This window comes from Stenotrophomonas sp. STEN087, assembly GCF_056759115.1.
In genome coordinates this window covers 1-14,119 of record NZ_JBRRCR010000096.1, presented here as the reverse complement: position 1 = coordinate 14,119, position 14,119 = coordinate 1, and the positions used below count along the sequence as shown (strand labels likewise).

The 14,119-nt window shown below is 68.2% G+C and carries 17 protein-coding genes; 14 read left to right on the top strand and 3 right to left on the bottom strand.

Going from position 1 to position 14,119, the window contains the following annotated elements; genetic code table 11:
• Positions 1 to 136: 136 nt before the first annotated feature.
• From ACVOK1_RS18055 to ACVOK1_RS18045, 3 genes are read right to left on the bottom strand one after another with little or no spacing between them, the layout of a single operon-like run.
• The gene (locus ACVOK1_RS18055; RefSeq protein ID WP_481562841.1) at positions 137 to 454 is read right to left on the bottom strand and encodes an EF-hand domain-containing protein; all 318 of its coding nucleotides are present in this window, start codon (positions 452 to 454) and stop codon (positions 137 to 139) included.
• Positions 451 to 1,722 carry a UDP-N-acetylglucosamine 1-carboxyvinyltransferase gene (murA, locus tag ACVOK1_RS18050; protein WP_108768042.1) on the bottom strand — a complete coding sequence of 424 codons (1,272 nt, stop codon included), beginning with the start codon at positions 1,720 to 1,722 and terminating at the stop codon, positions 451 to 453. The genes ACVOK1_RS18055 and murA overlap by 4 nt, the downstream gene beginning before the upstream one ends.
• Positions 1,723 to 1,743: 21 nt before the next feature.
• The gene (locus ACVOK1_RS18045; protein WP_021202589.1) at positions 1,744 to 1,974 is read right to left on the bottom strand and encodes a BolA family protein; all 231 of its coding nucleotides are present in this window, start codon (positions 1,972 to 1,974) and stop codon (positions 1,744 to 1,746) included.
• A 54-nt stretch (positions 1,975 to 2,028) separates the two neighbouring features.
• Here ACVOK1_RS18045 and ACVOK1_RS18040 point away from each other — a divergent pair, with 54 nt between their 5' ends.
• The 14 genes from ACVOK1_RS18040 (at position 2,029) to mgtE (ending at position 13,983) form a co-directional block, all read left to right on the top strand.
• Complete coding sequence (locus ACVOK1_RS18040; protein ID WP_108768041.1) at positions 2,029 to 3,030, top strand: KpsF/GutQ family sugar-phosphate isomerase; 1,002 nt, start codon at positions 2,029 to 2,031, stop codon at positions 3,028 to 3,030.
• 65 nt (positions 3,031 to 3,095) lie between these two features.
• The gene (locus ACVOK1_RS18035) at positions 3,096 to 3,644 is read left to right on the top strand and encodes a KdsC family phosphatase (RefSeq protein WP_481562840.1); all 549 of its coding nucleotides are present in this window, start codon (positions 3,096 to 3,098) and stop codon (positions 3,642 to 3,644) included.
• The gene (gene lptC, locus ACVOK1_RS18030; protein WP_200751435.1) at positions 3,641 to 4,216 is read left to right on the top strand and encodes an LPS export ABC transporter periplasmic protein LptC; all 576 of its coding nucleotides are present in this window, start codon (positions 3,641 to 3,643) and stop codon (positions 4,214 to 4,216) included. Before ACVOK1_RS18035 ends, lptC begins: the two co-directional genes overlap by 4 nt.
• 104 nt (positions 4,217 to 4,320) lie before the next feature.
• Entirely contained in the window at positions 4,321 to 4,839 is a 519-nt protein-coding gene (gene lptA, locus ACVOK1_RS18025; protein WP_108768038.1) for a lipopolysaccharide transport periplasmic protein LptA, read from the top strand.
• On the top strand, positions 4,839 to 5,558 hold the full coding sequence (gene lptB, locus ACVOK1_RS18020; RefSeq protein WP_108768037.1) for an LPS export ABC transporter ATP-binding protein: 720 nt from the start codon (positions 4,839 to 4,841) through the stop codon (positions 5,556 to 5,558). The genes lptA and lptB overlap by 1 nt, the downstream gene beginning before the upstream one ends.
• 40 nt (positions 5,559 to 5,598) lie before the next feature.
• Entirely contained in the window at positions 5,599 to 7,035 is a 1,437-nt protein-coding gene (locus ACVOK1_RS18015; protein WP_406232668.1) for an RNA polymerase factor sigma-54, read from the top strand.
• A 57-nt stretch (positions 7,036 to 7,092) separates the two neighbouring features.
• The gene (gene hpf, locus ACVOK1_RS18010; RefSeq protein ID WP_079220898.1) at positions 7,093 to 7,410 is read left to right on the top strand and encodes a ribosome hibernation-promoting factor, HPF/YfiA family; all 318 of its coding nucleotides are present in this window, start codon (positions 7,093 to 7,095) and stop codon (positions 7,408 to 7,410) included.
• A gap of 21 nt (positions 7,411 to 7,431) precedes the next feature.
• Entirely contained in the window at positions 7,432 to 7,884 is a 453-nt protein-coding gene (locus tag ACVOK1_RS18005) for a PTS sugar transporter subunit IIA (RefSeq protein ID WP_108768035.1), read from the top strand.
• Positions 7,881 to 8,831, top strand: coding sequence for an HPr(Ser) kinase/phosphatase (hprK, locus tag ACVOK1_RS18000; protein ID WP_079220896.1), 951 nt, complete (start codon positions 7,881 to 7,883; stop codon positions 8,829 to 8,831). The genes ACVOK1_RS18005 and hprK overlap by 4 nt, the downstream gene beginning before the upstream one ends.
• 23 nt (positions 8,832 to 8,854) lie before the next feature.
• Entirely contained in the window at positions 8,855 to 9,739 is an 885-nt protein-coding gene (gene rapZ / locus ACVOK1_RS17995) for an RNase adapter RapZ (protein ID WP_174213488.1), read from the top strand.
• 273 nt (positions 9,740 to 10,012) lie between these two features.
• Positions 10,013 to 10,405 (top strand): PTS sugar transporter subunit IIA, encoded by a 393-nt coding sequence (locus ACVOK1_RS17990; protein ID WP_481562839.1) that lies wholly within the window; start codon positions 10,013 to 10,015, stop codon positions 10,403 to 10,405.
• Positions 10,398 to 10,667, top strand: coding sequence for an HPr family phosphocarrier protein (locus ACVOK1_RS17985; RefSeq protein ID WP_079220894.1), 270 nt, complete (start codon positions 10,398 to 10,400; stop codon positions 10,665 to 10,667). The genes ACVOK1_RS17990 and ACVOK1_RS17985 overlap by 8 nt, the downstream gene beginning before the upstream one ends.
• Positions 10,668 to 10,669: 2 nt before the next feature.
• On the top strand, positions 10,670 to 12,439 hold the full coding sequence (gene ptsP / locus ACVOK1_RS17980) for a phosphoenolpyruvate--protein phosphotransferase (RefSeq protein WP_481562838.1): 1,770 nt from the start codon (positions 10,670 to 10,672) through the stop codon (positions 12,437 to 12,439).
• A gap of 182 nt (positions 12,440 to 12,621) precedes the next feature.
• Positions 12,622 to 13,983: a magnesium transporter gene (mgtE, locus tag ACVOK1_RS17975; protein ID WP_079220892.1), complete on the top strand. Its 1,362-nt coding sequence runs from the start codon at positions 12,622 to 12,624 to the stop codon at positions 13,981 to 13,983.
• Positions 13,984 to 14,119: the final 136 nt, after the last annotated feature.

The window sequence follows — 14,119 nt, the reverse complement described above, 5'->3', positions numbered from 1 at the left end:
CCCGCGCGGGTTTCACGGCCGGGGGGGGCCGGGGGTCGCGCGGGGCATGCCGGGGGGGGTGGGGGTCCGCGGGGGCGGGCCCGCGGGGCTTGCCCGGGCGCTACCGAAAAAACGCCCGCTTGCGCGGGCGTTTTTCTTATTTCTTCTCTTCGGCCGCGGCCGGCGTGAACTCGGTACGGCAGTCCACCCGGATCTGCTGGCCGCTGCTGCGCCAGACGAAGGTGCGGCAATGGCGGTTGCCTTCCTGGCTGTCGTTCACCGCAACGGCATGGAACGACTGGATGATCTCGTCACGGCTGACCGTGCCATCGCCATTCCAGTCCATGTCCTTCTGCTCGATGCCCTTGGTGATGGCCAGGTTGGCGTACCAGGCATAGCCCAGCCACGCCAGCACGATCAGCACCAGGGCCAGCAGCGCCTTGCGGCGGGGGCTGAAGCGGCCGCGCAGGATCACGGCACGCGCCGGATGGTGGCACCGAGCGAAGACAGCTTCTCTTCGATGTTCTCGTAGCCACGGTCGAGGTGGTAGATGCGGTCGATGGTGGTGTCACCGTCGGCCATCAGGCCGGCCAGGATCAGCGACGCCGACGCGCGCAGGTCGGTGGCCATCACCGGTGCACCGCTCAGGCGCTCGTGGCCGCGGGCGATCGCCGTGTGGCCTTCCACCTGGATGTCCGCGCCCAGGCGCAGCAGTTCGTTGACGTGCATGAAACGGTTCTCGAAGATCGTTTCGTTGATCACGCCCACGCCGTCGGCCACGCAGTTGAGCGCCATGAACTGCGCCTGCATGTCGGTCGGGAACGCCGGGTACGGCGCGGTGGTCAGGTTGACCGCCTTCGGCCGCTTGCCCTGCATGTCCAGGGTGATGCTGTCTTCGGTGGTCTCGATCGTCGCACCGGCCTCGACCAGCTTGGACAGCACGGCGTCCATGGTGTTCGGGCGCGCGCGGTTCACGGTCACCTTGCCGCCGGTCATCGCCGCGGCCACCAGGAAGGTGCCGGTCTCGATGCGGTCGGGCAGCACTTCATGGCGGCCACCGGACAGGCGCTCGACGCCTTCGATGACCAGGCGGGCGGTGCCCAGGCCTTCGATCTTCGCGCCCAGTGCGATCAGGCAGTGCGCCAGGTCGGTCACTTCCGGTTCCATCGCGGCGTTGTCGAGGATGGTGGTGCCCTCGGCCAGCACGGCGGCCATCAGCACGTTCTCGGTGCCGGTGACGCTGACCATGTCGAAGGTGAAGTGGCCACCCTTCAGGCGCTTGGCGGTGGCCTTGATGAAGCCGTTCTCGACCACGATGTCCGCACCCAGCGCCTGCAGGCCCTTGATGTGCTGGTCGACCGGACGCGAACCGATGGCGCAGCCACCGGGCAGCGACACTTCGGCCGCGCCGAAGCGGGCCAGCAGCGGGCCCAGCACCAGGATCGAGGCGCGCATGGTCTTGACCAGCTCGTAGGGCGCCACGTGCTGGTTGACCGAGCGCGGGTCGACCACGATCGCGCTGCCGCGCGACAGGGTGCCCTGGTCGATGGTGACCTTGGCACCCAGTTCGCCCAGCAGCTTCACCGTGGTGACCACGTCGTGCAGGTGCGGAACGTTGGTGATCTCCACCGGCGCATCGGCCAGCAGGGTCGCGCAGAGAATGGGGAGGACGGCGTTCTTGGCGCCGGAGATGCTCACTTCACCGTGCAGCGCAGCGCCGCCGGTCACAACGATCTTGGCCATGTATAGGGAATCTTCTGCGGTTCAGCCGGCTTCGGCCGGGGTCACGGTTTTCAGCGCCAGTGCGTGGATCGCGCCGCCCATCAGGTCGCCCAGGGTGGCATAGACCATCCGGTGGCGGGCCAGCGGCATCTTGCCGGCAAAGGCCTCGCAGACCACGGTCGCTTCGAAATGCACGCCATCGTCGCCACGCACGTCGGCGCGGGCGCCCGGCAGGCCGGTTTCGATCAGATTGCGGATGGTGTCAGCGTCCAACGGACTTTCCTAATAAAATGAACCCTCATTCTACTTCCGCTGCGTGGCGTCCGCATGGCCGAGTCCTCCCTGCCCCCCCGTTCCGTCGATCCCGCCGCCCTGGTGGCCAGCGGCCGCCGCGTGTTCGAGATCGAGCAGCAGGCGCTGCAGGCCGTCGCCAACGGGCTGGGCGAGGCCTTCCAGCAGGCCTGCCAGGCCATCCTGGGCAGCCGCGGCCGGGTGGTCGCCACCGGCATGGGCAAGTCCGGCCATGTCGCCCGCAAGATCGCCGCCACCCTGGCCTCCACCGGCACCCCGGCCTTCTACGTGCACCCGGGCGAGGCCGGCCACGGCGACCTGGGCATGATCACCGAGGATGACGTGGTGCTGGCGCTGTCCTATTCGGGTGAATCGGACGAGGTGCTGATGCTGCTGCCGGTGCTCAAGCGCCAGGGTAACGTGTTGATTTCCATGACCGGCCGGCCGCAGTCCAGCCTGGCCAAGGCTGCCGACGTGCACCTGGACGTCAGCGTGCCGGCCGAGGCCTGCCCGCTGGCGCTGGCACCGACCTCCAGCACCACCGCCTCGCTGGCGATGGGCGATGCGCTGGCCGTGGCCCTGCTCGACGCGCGCGGCTTCACCGCCGACGATTTCGCCCGCTCGCACCCGGCCGGCAGCCTCGGCCGCCGCCTGCTGCTGCACATCACCGACGTGATGCACAGCGGCGAGGACCTGCCCAAGGTCGATGCCGAGGCCAGCCTCAGCCAGGCGCTGATGGAGATGAGTCGCAAGCGGCTGGGCATGACCGCCGTGGTCGATGCCCAGGGCGTGCTGATCGGCCTGTTCACCGACGGCGACCTGCGCCGCGCGCTGGATACCGAGCTGGACGTGCGCACGGCGAAGATCGCCGAGGTGATGACCCGCAACCCGCGCACCATCGGCGCCGACCAGCTGGCGGTGGAAGCCGCACGGCTGATGGAGACCCACAAGATCAACGGCCTGATCGTGGTCGATGGCCAGGGCCGCGCGGTCGGCGCGCTGAACATTCATGACCTGTTGCGGGCCCGGGTGGTTTAACCGAGAGTCGGTAGACCCCATTCAGACTGTACCCCGCACCCGCCCCAACCGAGCCTGCTGCCCTGATGCCCTGGTCCCCCCTGCCCGCCTTCCCCGCCCACCTGCATGCCGCCGCGGCCCGGATCCGCCTGGCCTGCTTCGACGTGGACGGCACCCTCACCGACGGTCGGCTGTACTACGACAAGGACGGCAACGAGAGCAAGGCGTACTTCGTGCAGGATGGTCTGGGTCTGAAACTGCTGCAGCAGCACGGCATCCACCCCGTGCTGATCACCGCGCGCAACAGCCAGTCGGCGCTGCGCCGCGGTGCCGATCTGGGCATCGACACCCAGATCGCGGTGGGCGACAAGCTGGCCAGCGTGCAGGCGCTGTGCGCCCAGCACGGCATCGGCCTGGACCAGGTGGCGTTCATGGGTGACGACCTGCCGGACCTGGCGCCGCTGGGCGCGGTCGGCCTGGCCGTGGCCCCGGCCAACGCCCACCCGTGGATCGCCGAGCGCGTGCACTGGACCACCCGCAGCGACGGCGGCCGTGGCGCCGCCCGTGAGCTGTGCGACGTGCTGCTGGCCGCGCAGGGACACATCGATGCGGTGCTGGCGAGGTTCGGCGCATGAATGCTCCGTCGCTGAACTGGCGCACCGTGCTCGGCGTCGGCCTGCTGCTGGCGGCCCTGCTGAGCAGCTGGGCGGCCCTGCGCAACCGCGACAAGGGGCCGGTGCAGACCGGCCAGGACGTCGGCGTGGATTACATCCTGCACGACTTCCAGATCGTGGCGCTGGACGAACAGGGCAAGGAATCGACCACCCTGCGCGCACCGCTGCTGGAGCGCCAGCGCGGCGACCAGACCATCAACATCACCACCCCGCTGTTCGAGATGCCCGACAAGGACGGCCAGCACTGGACCCTGCGCGCGCAGACCGGCTGGCTCAGCGCCAAGGGCGACCAGATGAAGCTGCGCGGTGACGTTTCCGGCGACAGCCCCGCCGCCCCCGGCGTCGTACCCACCACCTTCCGCACCGACCACCTGGACGTGTTCCCGAAGGAAAGCCGCGCCCGTACCGATGCCCGGGTCACCATGACCCGCCCGGGCATGGAGCAGTCCGGCGTCGGGTTCGAGGTGGATTCGAAGAACAACACGTATCATTTCCTCAGCCAGTCCAAGGGCCGCTACACGCCCCAACGCTGATTCCGCCGCTGGCCCGCGACGTCGCCATTGCGACTGGCGCAGGGCCGCAGCCCCCACCCGCCGCCCGGCCTGACCGGGCAGCCTCACCGGTAGAACGGACCCCGATGAAGATTCCCTTTGCTGCCGTGCTCGCCCTTGGTCTGCTGGTCCCCGCCTTCGCGCAGGCCAAGTCCACCGACCGCAACGAGCCCATGAACATCGATGCCGGCGCACAGGCCGGCAACCTCACCGGCGATGGCAAGACCACGCTGTCGCAGGGGGTGGTCATCACCCAGGGCTCGCTGGACCTGCGTTCGTCCGAGGCCGAGATCTACATGAAGGACGGCGAGGCCGTGCGTGCCGTGTTCACCGGCAAGCAGGCCAAGATGAAGCAGCAGCTCGATGACGGCACCTGGATGGACGCAGTGGCCGACAAGATCGACTACGACATCAAGACCGAGATCATCACCCTCACCGGCAACTACAAGGTGACCAGCGCGCGCGGTACCAATGCCGGCCAGCGCATGGTCTACAACACCCGTACCGGCGAGATGAATTCCGGTGGCGACGGCAGCCGCGTGCGTACCGTCATTCCGCCCAAGAACAAGACGCCTGCTGCGCCGGCGGCGGGGAGCAAGAAGTAATGCTTGTCGCCAAGGGCCTGCGCAAGAAGTACAAGCAGCGCGAAGTCGTCAAGGACTTCGGGCTGACCCTCGATGCCGGTGAAGTGGTCGGCCTGCTCGGCCCCAACGGCGCCGGCAAGACCACCTGCTTCTACATGATCGTGGGCCTGGTCGAAGCCGATGCCGGCAGCATCGTGCTGGACGGCCAGGACATCACCGGCGACCCGATGTACACGCGCGCCAAGCAGGGCGTGGGCTACCTGCCGCAGGAACCGTCGGTGTTCCGCAAGCTGACCGTGGCCGACAACCTGCGCCTGGTGCTGGAGCTGCGCGACGACCTGGATTCGGCCGGCCGCGAGCGCGAACTCAGTGGCCTGCTCGACGAACTGCAGCTGGGCCACGTGGCCGACCAGCTCGGCGCCAGCCTGTCCGGCGGTGAACGCCGCCGCTGCGAGATCGCCCGTGCCCTGGCCGCCAAGCCGCGCCTGATCCTGCTCGACGAACCCTTCGCCGGCGTCGATCCGATCTCGGTCGGCGAGATCCAGCGCATCGTCACCCATCTCAAGCAGCGCGGCATCGGTGTGCTCATCACCGACCACAACGTGCGCGAAACCTTGGGAATCTGCGACCGCGCGTATATCCTCGCTGAGGGCACCGTCCTCGCCCAGGGCTCGCCGGAAGCGATCCTGGACAACGCCGACGTCCGTCGCGTCTACCTTGGAGATTCCTTCAAGCTGTGACGGCGGCCGCCGGGCCCATCCCCTCCGTTTCGGCATAGGCATGAAGACTCGGCTGCAGACATCGTTGGGACAGCAGCTGGTGCTGACACCACAGCTGCAGCAGGCGATCAAGCTGCTGCAGATGTCCACCACCGAGCTGGAGCTGGAAATCGCCCAGGCGGTGGAAAGCAACCCCCTGCTGGACTGGGCCGACAGCAGCGATGCCGGTGCCGGTGCCAGCAGCGACAGCGCCGATGACGGCGGTGCCGACGGCGATGCGCCGCCGGAACCGGCCGCGCCCAGCGGCGACGACTGGGCCCCCGCCGAGCTGGACTGGAACAATCCTGGCAGCAGCGGCAGTTTCGACGACGATGAGGACACCGGCAGCGCCGCCGAGCGCGTGGCCGAGGTCGAGACCCTGGCCGACCACCTGCTGTGGCAGCTGCACCTCTCGCACCTGTCGACGCGCGACCGCAGCATCGGCGCGGCGCTGATCGATGCGCTGGAAGAAGACGGCTACCTGCGCGAGCCGCTGGCGACCATCGCCGAAACCCTGCTGCCGGCCATCCATGCCGGCGAAGACGAGATCCTCACCGTGCTGCACCAGGTGCAGCGCTTCGACCCGGTGGGCGTGGCCGCACGCTGCCTGGGCGAATGCCTGCAGCTGCAGCTGGACGTGCTGCCCGCCGATACCCCCGGCCTGGCGCTGGCCCGGCAGGTCGCCGCCGGCCCGCTGGAGCGCCTGCCACGCAGCGGCGTGGCCGGCCTGGCCCAGGAACTGAAGCAGCCGCTGGCCGAGGTCGAGACCGCGGTCGCCCTGCTGCGCTCGCTGGACCCGCGTCCCGGCACCCAGATCGCACCGCTGGCGCAGGACACCTACGTGGTGCCGGACGTGGTGGTGTGGCGGCAGAACGGCCTGTGGCGCGCCGCGCTGGCCGCCCACGCCGGGCCCAAGGTGATCATCCACCGCGGCTACGAACAGATGATCCGCCGCTGCGGCGACGCCGACGCCGGTTACCTGCGCGCCCAGCTGCAGGAAGCCCGCTGGCTGCTCAAGGGCCTGCAGGCGCGCGGCGAGACCCTGCTGCGGGTGGTGCGCAGCCTGATCCAGCAGCAGGCAGGCTTCCTCGAATTCGGTGAACAGGCACTGCGCCCGCTGACCCTGCGCGAGATCGCCGCCGAGCTGGGCCTGCATGAATCCACCGTCTCGCGGGCGATCGCCCGCAAGCACGTACGTACGCCGCGCGGCACCCTGCCGCTGCGCGCGTTCTTCGCATCCGGCATCGACACCGAAGGTGGTGGCGAAGCTTCCAGTACCGCCATCCAGGCGATGATCCGCCGCCTGATCGATGACGAAAACCCACGCAAGCCGCTTTCTGACGCCAAGCTGGCTGACCTGCTCAAAACGTCGGGAATCCCAGTAGCGCGGCGCACCGTGGCGAAGTATCGTGAGGCCATGAACATCTCCGCCTCGCACGAAAGGGTCAGAATCGCTTGACGCGCCGCCGCGCCCGGCGGAGAGGTTCATTGGCACATCCGAACAAGGAGAAACCCGATGCGCATCGAAACGTTTGGCAAAGATGTCGAAGTCACCCCGGCCCTGCAGTCGTATGTTGAAGAAAAGCTGGCCCGGGTCGGAAAGCACTTCGACCAGCACTGCGAAGCGCGGGTAACCCTCAAGCTGCAGAAGACCGAACACCACGTCGACGCCAGCCTCAATATTCCCGGCCAGACCCTGCACGCCGAAGCCGGCGGCCAGACCATGTATGCCGCCATCGACGTGCTGGCGGACAAGCTCGACCGTCTGGTGATCAAGCACAAGGAGAAAAAACAGCAGCACGCACCGCTGCCGGTGGGCGACAATGGCGGCTGATCGCCACCGCTCCCCGCAGACATGCCACTGACTGACCTCCTGGCGGCCGTGCAGACCCAGCTCTGCACGGCCACCGACCGCGACAGCGTCCTGCAGGCCGCCGCCGGGTTGCTGGCCTGCCGCCAGGCCAACGCCGAACAGATCTACCTCAACCTGTGCCAGCGCGAAGCCCTGGGCAGTACGGCGATCGGTTGCGGCATCGCCATTCCCCACGGCCGGGCGCCTGCCCTGGACCGTCCCCGCGGCGCCCTGCTGCGGTTGCAGACCCCGGTCGATTTCGGCGGCGATGAACCGGTGGATCTGGTGTTCGCCATGGCCGTCCCCGCCCACTACACCCACCAGCACCTGATGCTGCTGTCCGAACTGGCCGAGCTGTTCTCGACGCCGTCGATCCGCGACGCCCTGCGCGCGGCCGGCGATGCAGGGGAACTGCGCGAGGCCCTGGACCTTCCCCCATCGGCGAGCGCCGCATGAATACCAGCATCACCGCACGCGAACTGTTCGACCAGCAGCGCGAGCGGCTGGGACTGCGCTGGGCCGCTGGCAAGGCCGGCGAAAAACGCGAGCTGGAAGCCGGCAACACGGTCTCCCGCCGCCCTTCGCTGGCTGGCTACCTCAATGCGATCTACCCCAACAAGGTGCAGATCCTCGGGACCGAGGAACTGTCCTGGCTGGACGCGCTGGAACCGCGCCAGCGCTGGGAGACCATCGAGAAGATCATGCAGTCGCACCCGCTGGCGCTGGTGCTGACCCGCAACCAGGCGTGCCCGGAAGACCTGCGCGCGGCCGCCGATGAATCCGGCACGCCGCTGTGGCTGTCGCCCAAGCGCGGCCATGAACTGCTCAACCACCTGTCCTACCACCTGGCGCGCACGCTGGCGCCGCGGGTCATCCTGCATGGCGTGTTCATGGAGATTTACTCCATCGGCGTGCTGATCACCGGTGAGGCCGGGTCGGGCAAGAGCGAGCTGGCGCTGGAACTGCTCAGCCGCGGCCACCGCCTGGTGGCCGACGATGCCCCCGAATTCACCCAGATCGCCCCCGACGTGCTTGATGGCACCTGCCCCGAGCTGTTGCAGGACCTGCTGGAAGTGCGCGGCCTGGGCGTGCTGAACGTGCGCGAGATGTTCGGTGATACGGCGGTAAAGAAGAACAAGTACCTTCGGCTGATCGTCCACCTGACCAAGCCGATGACCGAACCCACCCCGCACGGTTACGAGCGCCTGACCGGCGATTCGGGCACCCGCCACGTGCTGGACCTGGACGTGCCGCTGATCACCCTGCCGGTGATGCCCGGCCGCAACCTGGCGGTCCTGACCGAGGCGGCCACCCGCCTGCACATTCTGCGTACCAAGGGTATCGACCCGGCGGCGATGTTCATCGCCCGCCACAGCAACCTGCTGGAACGGCGAACGCCCTGAGCCCCATCACCAAGAGCCTGTCCATGAGCACCCCCACCCCCACCGCCCCGACCCTGATCATCGTCAGCGGCCTGTCCGGCTCGGGTAAATCCGTCGCCCTGAAGACCTTCGAGGACCAGGACTACTACTGTTCGGACAACCTGCCGATCCAGCTGCTGCCGGCTTTCGTCCGTAGCGTGCTGGAGAACCATGACGGTGGCGCGCCGCGCCGGCTGGCGGTGGGCATCGACGTCCGCGGCCAGGCCGACCTGAGCCAGCTGGCCAACTGGCGCAAGCTGGCCACCGATGCCGGCGTGGAAACGAAGGTGCTGTACTTCGAGGCCAGCGACGAGACGATGCTCAAGCGCTATGCCGACACCCGTCGCCGGCACCCGCTGAGCCAGCTCGGGCTGTCACTGCCCGAAGCCATCGCCCGCGAGCGCGAGCTGATCGCACCGCTGCGCCGCGAGGCCGATGTGGTGATCGATACCAGTGCATTGAACGTGCACCAGCTGCGCCGGCGCATCATCACCGAGTTCGCGATGGGCCACGCCACGCGCCTGTCGCTGCTGTTCGAATCGTTTGCCTACAAGCGCGGCGTGCCGGCCGAGGCCGACTTCGTGTTCGATGCACGCGTGCTGCCCAACCCGCACTGGGACCCGGACCTACGTGCACTCAGCGGCCGCGAGCCCGGCGTGCGTGACTACCTGGAAGCGCAGCCGGACGTGCAGCGCTACCTGACCCAGCTGATGGATTTCCTCGACACCTGGCTGCCCAAGCTGGGCGATGGCACCCGCAGCTACGTGACGGTGGCCTTCGGCTGCACCGGCGGCAAGCATCGCTCGGTGTACCTGGCCGAGCGCATGGCACGGCACGCCCGCGAGATGGGCTGGGATGACGTGGCCACGTACCACCGCGAACAGGATTGACCTTAGAGCGAAGACGGAACAATGGGCGTAGATCCACGCCATGCGTGGAGACCGCCCGCAGGGCGGCACAAGCATCCGTAGCCGGCCGCTGCCCTCAACCACTTTCGACCGAAGTTGAACGCCTGCCGGAGCTGCCCCGGGGGCGTTTGGCTGCTCCACGCGGGGCCCATCCACGCATGGCGTGGATCTACTGGGCGGAATACATGAATACGGGACACAGTGCCCCTCTCCTGCTGCTATCGCCAATTCACCTCGACCTGTTAACGTGCAGTAATGACCTGTGGCATTCTCCTCGTAACACATCCCGGGGTCGGGACCGCCCTGCTTGACGTGGCGACCCGGCTCCTGCGGCAATTGCCGCTGAAAACCGAAGCTTTCGAAGTACCGTTCGACGCAGACCTGGATGCCCTTCTCCCGCTCGCCTCGGCTGCTCTGCGCCGGGTCGATGGTGGCGAAGGCGTGCTGATCCTGACCGACCTGTACGGCGCCAGCCCCGCCAGCCTTGCCGGGCAGCTGGCCCGGTTGGGGACCCCGGTTCGCCGGGTGTCGGCGCTGAGTCTGCCGATGTTGCTGCGGGTGATGAATTATCCGGAACAGGGACTGGATCAACTGCCCGCCACAGCCGCGGCGGGCACCCGTAATGGAGCGATAGTCGACGATGCTTGAACGAGAACTCACCGTGAGCAACCGCCTGGGCCTGCATGCCCGGGCCACCGCCAAGCTGGTGCAGACGCTGGCCCCATTCCGCTGCAACGTGACCATGGCCGCCAAGGGCCGTGAGATCAACGCCAAGAGCATCATGGGCGTGATGCTGCTGGCCGCTGCCCAGGGTACCCCGGTCACCATCCGCATCAACGGCGAGGATGAAGCCGCGGCGATGGACGCCGTGGTCGACCTGTTCGAGCGCCGCTTCGACGAGGACAGCTGAGCGTGCCACGCGCACGCGCCGGCCAACCTGCCACCGGCCAACGGCCGGTACAGCTGCTGGCCGGCCACGGCGCCGCACGCGGTTCGGCGATGGGACGGGCGCGGGTGCGCCTGCCGCACGCGCTGGAAGTGGCCGAACAACGCGTCGCACCACAGCAGGTGGAGGCCGAGCTGGCCCGCCTGCACCGCGCACTGGATGCCGCACGCGCGGAAATGCATGACCTGCGCCAGCGCCTGCACGGTGCACTGAGCCACGATGTCGGCGAATTCCTCGACCTGCACGCGCTGCTGCTGGACGACCCCGAACTGCTGTATGGCCTGGACGAACTGATCCGCAGCGGCCCCTACAGTGCCGGCTACGCGCTGCGCCTGCAGCGCGACCGCCTGGCCAAGGTCTTTGATGGCATGGACGATGCCTATCTGAAGAGCCGCATGGACGACCTGGACCATGTGATCGGCCGCATCCACGCCTTCCTGCAGCACGACCGCCCGCCGATGGTGAAGGGCCTGGCCGGCGAGATCCTGGTCTGCGACAACATCGCCCCGTCCGAGCTGGCCCAGCTGCAGGCGCAGGGCGTGGTCGGCATCGTCACCGCCGCCGGCAGCGCGCTGTCGCACAGCGCGATCCTTGCCCGCAGCCTGCACCTGCCGCTCATCGTCAACGTGCAGCAGGTGCTCAGCCGCATCGCCGACGGCGACGTGCTCATCATCGATGGCGCCGACGGCAGCATCACGGTCAACCCGCAGGCCGACAACCTGCGCGATTACCGCGTGCGCCTGAAGGAGCACGCGCGCGAGCAGCGCGAGCTTGGCCGCCTGCGCAGCAAACCCAGCCGTACCCGCGACCAGGTCGACATCGCCCTGCTGGCCAATGCCGAATCGCTGGAGGACGTGACCCAGGCGCATGCGCTGGGCGCGCAGGGGCTGGGCCTGTACCGCACCGAATTCCTGTTCCTGCAGCGCAACGAGCTGCCGGACGAAGAAGAACAGTTCCAGACCTACCGCGATGCCGCCCTGGGCATGAGCGGGCGACCGGTCACCATCCGCACTCTCGACCTGGGCGCGGACAAGGCCGACCGCACCGGGCTGACCCTGAGCAACGAGGAAAACCCGGCACTGGGCCTGCGCGGCGTGCGCCTGTCGCTGGCGCGGCCGAAGGTGTCCGACACCCAGCTGCGCGCGATCCTGCGCGCGTCGGCCTACGGCAAGCTGCGTGCACTGATCCCCATGGTCAGCACCCGCGAGGAACTGCTGGCGGTACGCCGGCGCATGCTCAAGCTGACCGAACAGCTGCGCGGCGAAGGCCACGTGGTGGCCGAGCACGTGCCGTTGGGCGCGATGATCGAAGTGCCCGCCGCTGCGCTGGCGCTGGAGAGTTTCATCGACCTGGTCGACTTCCTGTCGATCGGCACCAACGACCTGGTGCAGTACCTGCTGGCCGCCGACCGCAACAACGAGGCGCTGGGCGAGCTGTATTCGCCGCTGCACCCGGCGGTGCTGCGCCTGCTGCAGATGGTCATCGACACCGGCGCACGCCATCGCATCCCGGTGGCCGTGTGTGGCGAGATGGCCGGCGACGCGCGCATGACCCCGCTGCTGCTGGCACTGGGGTTGAGCGAGTTCAGCCTGCACCCGGGCACCCTGCTGGAAGTGCGCCGCGCGATCCGCGAAGCCGACCTGGCCACACTGCGTGCGCGCGCGCCGAAGCTGCTGGCCGCGCGCGACCGCCGCGGCATCGAACGCTGGCTGGCGCTGGTGGCCGAGACTCCCTGACTGCCGCGCTACGCGCTCGCCGGGCACGGCCCGGCGCTACCACCACAACGCATCCCCGGTAGCGCCGGGCCATGCCCGGCGGCTATGCGTTGAAACATCCGCTTGCGATAATGACGCACTGAACACCCCTCTTGCCGCATCCTTGCCGGGATCGCGGCTTTTCTCTTCCCGCGGGAGCTGTGATGGCTGAAGCCGTACGCCACGACAAGACTGCACGCCAACTGCGGATGCTGTCCGATGCACTGGACAGCGGCCGGCTGGGGCCGGTGCGTCGGCTCGTCAACACGCTGGCGCCGGCCGAGATCGGCAACCTGCTCGAATCGCTGCCCCCGGGCAAGCGCGAAGTGGTGTGGGGGCTGGTCGATCCCGAGGACGATGGCGAGGTGCTGGTCCACGTCGGCGAGGAAGTGCGCGAGAGCCTGCTCGCGGACATGGACCCCGACGAAATCATCGCCGCGGTCGAAGACCTGGACATCGATGACCTGGCCGACCTGGTCGAGGACCTGCCCGATACGGTCATCGACGAGGTCCTCAAGTCGATGGACCGCGAGAACCGCGAGCGCCTGGAACAGGTGCTGTCGTATCCCGAGGACAGCGCCGGCCGACTGATGAACCCGGACGTGGTGACCGTGCGCGCCGACGTCAATGTCGACGTGGTGCTGCGCTACCTGCGCCTGCGTGGCGAACTGCCCGACCACACCGATCACCTGTTCGTGGTCAGCCGCCGCCACCAGTACCTGGGCCGCGTGTCGCTGGCCGCGCTGGTCACCCACGAAGACACCACGCCGATCAACCGCCTGATCGACGACGAACAGCCGGCCATCGACGTCGGCGAGAGCGACCAGGAAGTCGCCCGGCAGTTCTCCGACCATGACTGGGTGTCCGCGCCGGTGGTGGACGACAACAACATCCTGCTCGGCCGCATCACCATCGATGACGTGGTGGACATCATCCGTTCGCAGGCCGAGCACCAGGCACTGGGCGCGGCCGGCCTGGACGAGGAAGAGGATCTGTTCTCGCCGATCAAGCGTGCCGTGCGCGGCCGCGTGGTCTGGCTGGGCATCAACCTGTGCACGGCGTTCCTCGCCGCCAGCGTGATCGGCCAGTTCGAACTGACCCTGCAGAAAGTGGTGGCGCTGGCAGTGCTGATGCCGATCGTCGCCGGCGTCGGCGGCAACGCGGCGGTGCAGGTGCTGACCCTGATGGTGCGCGGCATCGCGCTGGGCCAGGTGGGCCAGAGCAATGCGCGCATCCTGCTGTGGAAGGAAGCGCGCGTGGCGCTGATCAACGGCACGCTGATCGGCCTGCTGGTCGGTCTCATCGCGTTCCTGTGGTTCCACAGCCTGCTGCTGTCGCTGGTGATCACCCTGGCGCTGATCATCAACTTCCTGGCCGCGGCGCTGGCCGGCGTGCTGCTGCCGCTGCTGCTCAAGCGCATGAACGTGGACCCGGCCGTGGCCGGCACCGTGGTGGTGACCGCGGTGACCGACGTGATGGGCTTCTTCAGCTTCCTCGGCCTGGCCACCCTCATTCTGCTGCACTGAACCTGCATGGGGTCGGATACCGCGAATCGGGAGCCGACCCCGATTGGATCAACTCCGGACGGCCCCAAGGCCCCCACGATTGAAAAAAACATCCAACCCCGCTGGGGCGAGGAGATTCAAACCGGTGCCGCCTTCG

Bases quoted from the DNA above. Each gene is read 5' to 3' on its own strand.
- murA (WP_108768042.1), bottom strand. From the start codon at position 1,722: ATGGCCAAGATCGTTGTGACCGGCGGCGCTGCGCTGCACGGTGAAGTG.
- ACVOK1_RS18040 (WP_108768041.1), top strand. From the start codon at position 2,029: ATGGCCGAGTCCTCCCTGCCCCCCCGTTCCGTCGATCCCGCCGCCCTG.
- ACVOK1_RS18035 (WP_481562840.1), top strand. From the start codon at position 3,096: ATGCCCTGGTCCCCCCTGCCCGCCTTCCCCGCCCACCTGCATGCCGCC.
- lptC (WP_200751435.1), top strand. From the start codon at position 3,641: ATGAATGCTCCGTCGCTGAACTGGCGCACCGTGCTCGGCGTCGGCCTG.
- lptA (WP_108768038.1), top strand. From the start codon at position 4,321: ATGAAGATTCCCTTTGCTGCCGTGCTCGCCCTTGGTCTGCTGGTCCCC.
- lptB (WP_108768037.1), top strand. From the start codon at position 4,839: ATGCTTGTCGCCAAGGGCCTGCGCAAGAAGTACAAGCAGCGCGAAGTC.
- ACVOK1_RS18015 (WP_406232668.1), top strand. From the start codon at position 5,599: ATGAAGACTCGGCTGCAGACATCGTTGGGACAGCAGCTGGTGCTGACA.
- hpf (WP_079220898.1), top strand. From the start codon at position 7,093: ATGCGCATCGAAACGTTTGGCAAAGATGTCGAAGTCACCCCGGCCCTG.
- ACVOK1_RS18005 (WP_108768035.1), top strand. From the start codon at position 7,432: ATGCCACTGACTGACCTCCTGGCGGCCGTGCAGACCCAGCTCTGCACG.
- hprK (WP_079220896.1), top strand. From the start codon at position 7,881: ATGAATACCAGCATCACCGCACGCGAACTGTTCGACCAGCAGCGCGAG.
- rapZ (WP_174213488.1), top strand. From the start codon at position 8,855: ATGAGCACCCCCACCCCCACCGCCCCGACCCTGATCATCGTCAGCGGC.
- ACVOK1_RS17990 (WP_481562839.1), top strand. From the start codon at position 10,013: ATGACCTGTGGCATTCTCCTCGTAACACATCCCGGGGTCGGGACCGCC.
- ACVOK1_RS17985 (WP_079220894.1), top strand. From the start codon at position 10,398: ATGCTTGAACGAGAACTCACCGTGAGCAACCGCCTGGGCCTGCATGCC.
- mgtE (WP_079220892.1), top strand. From the start codon at position 12,622: ATGGCTGAAGCCGTACGCCACGACAAGACTGCACGCCAACTGCGGATG.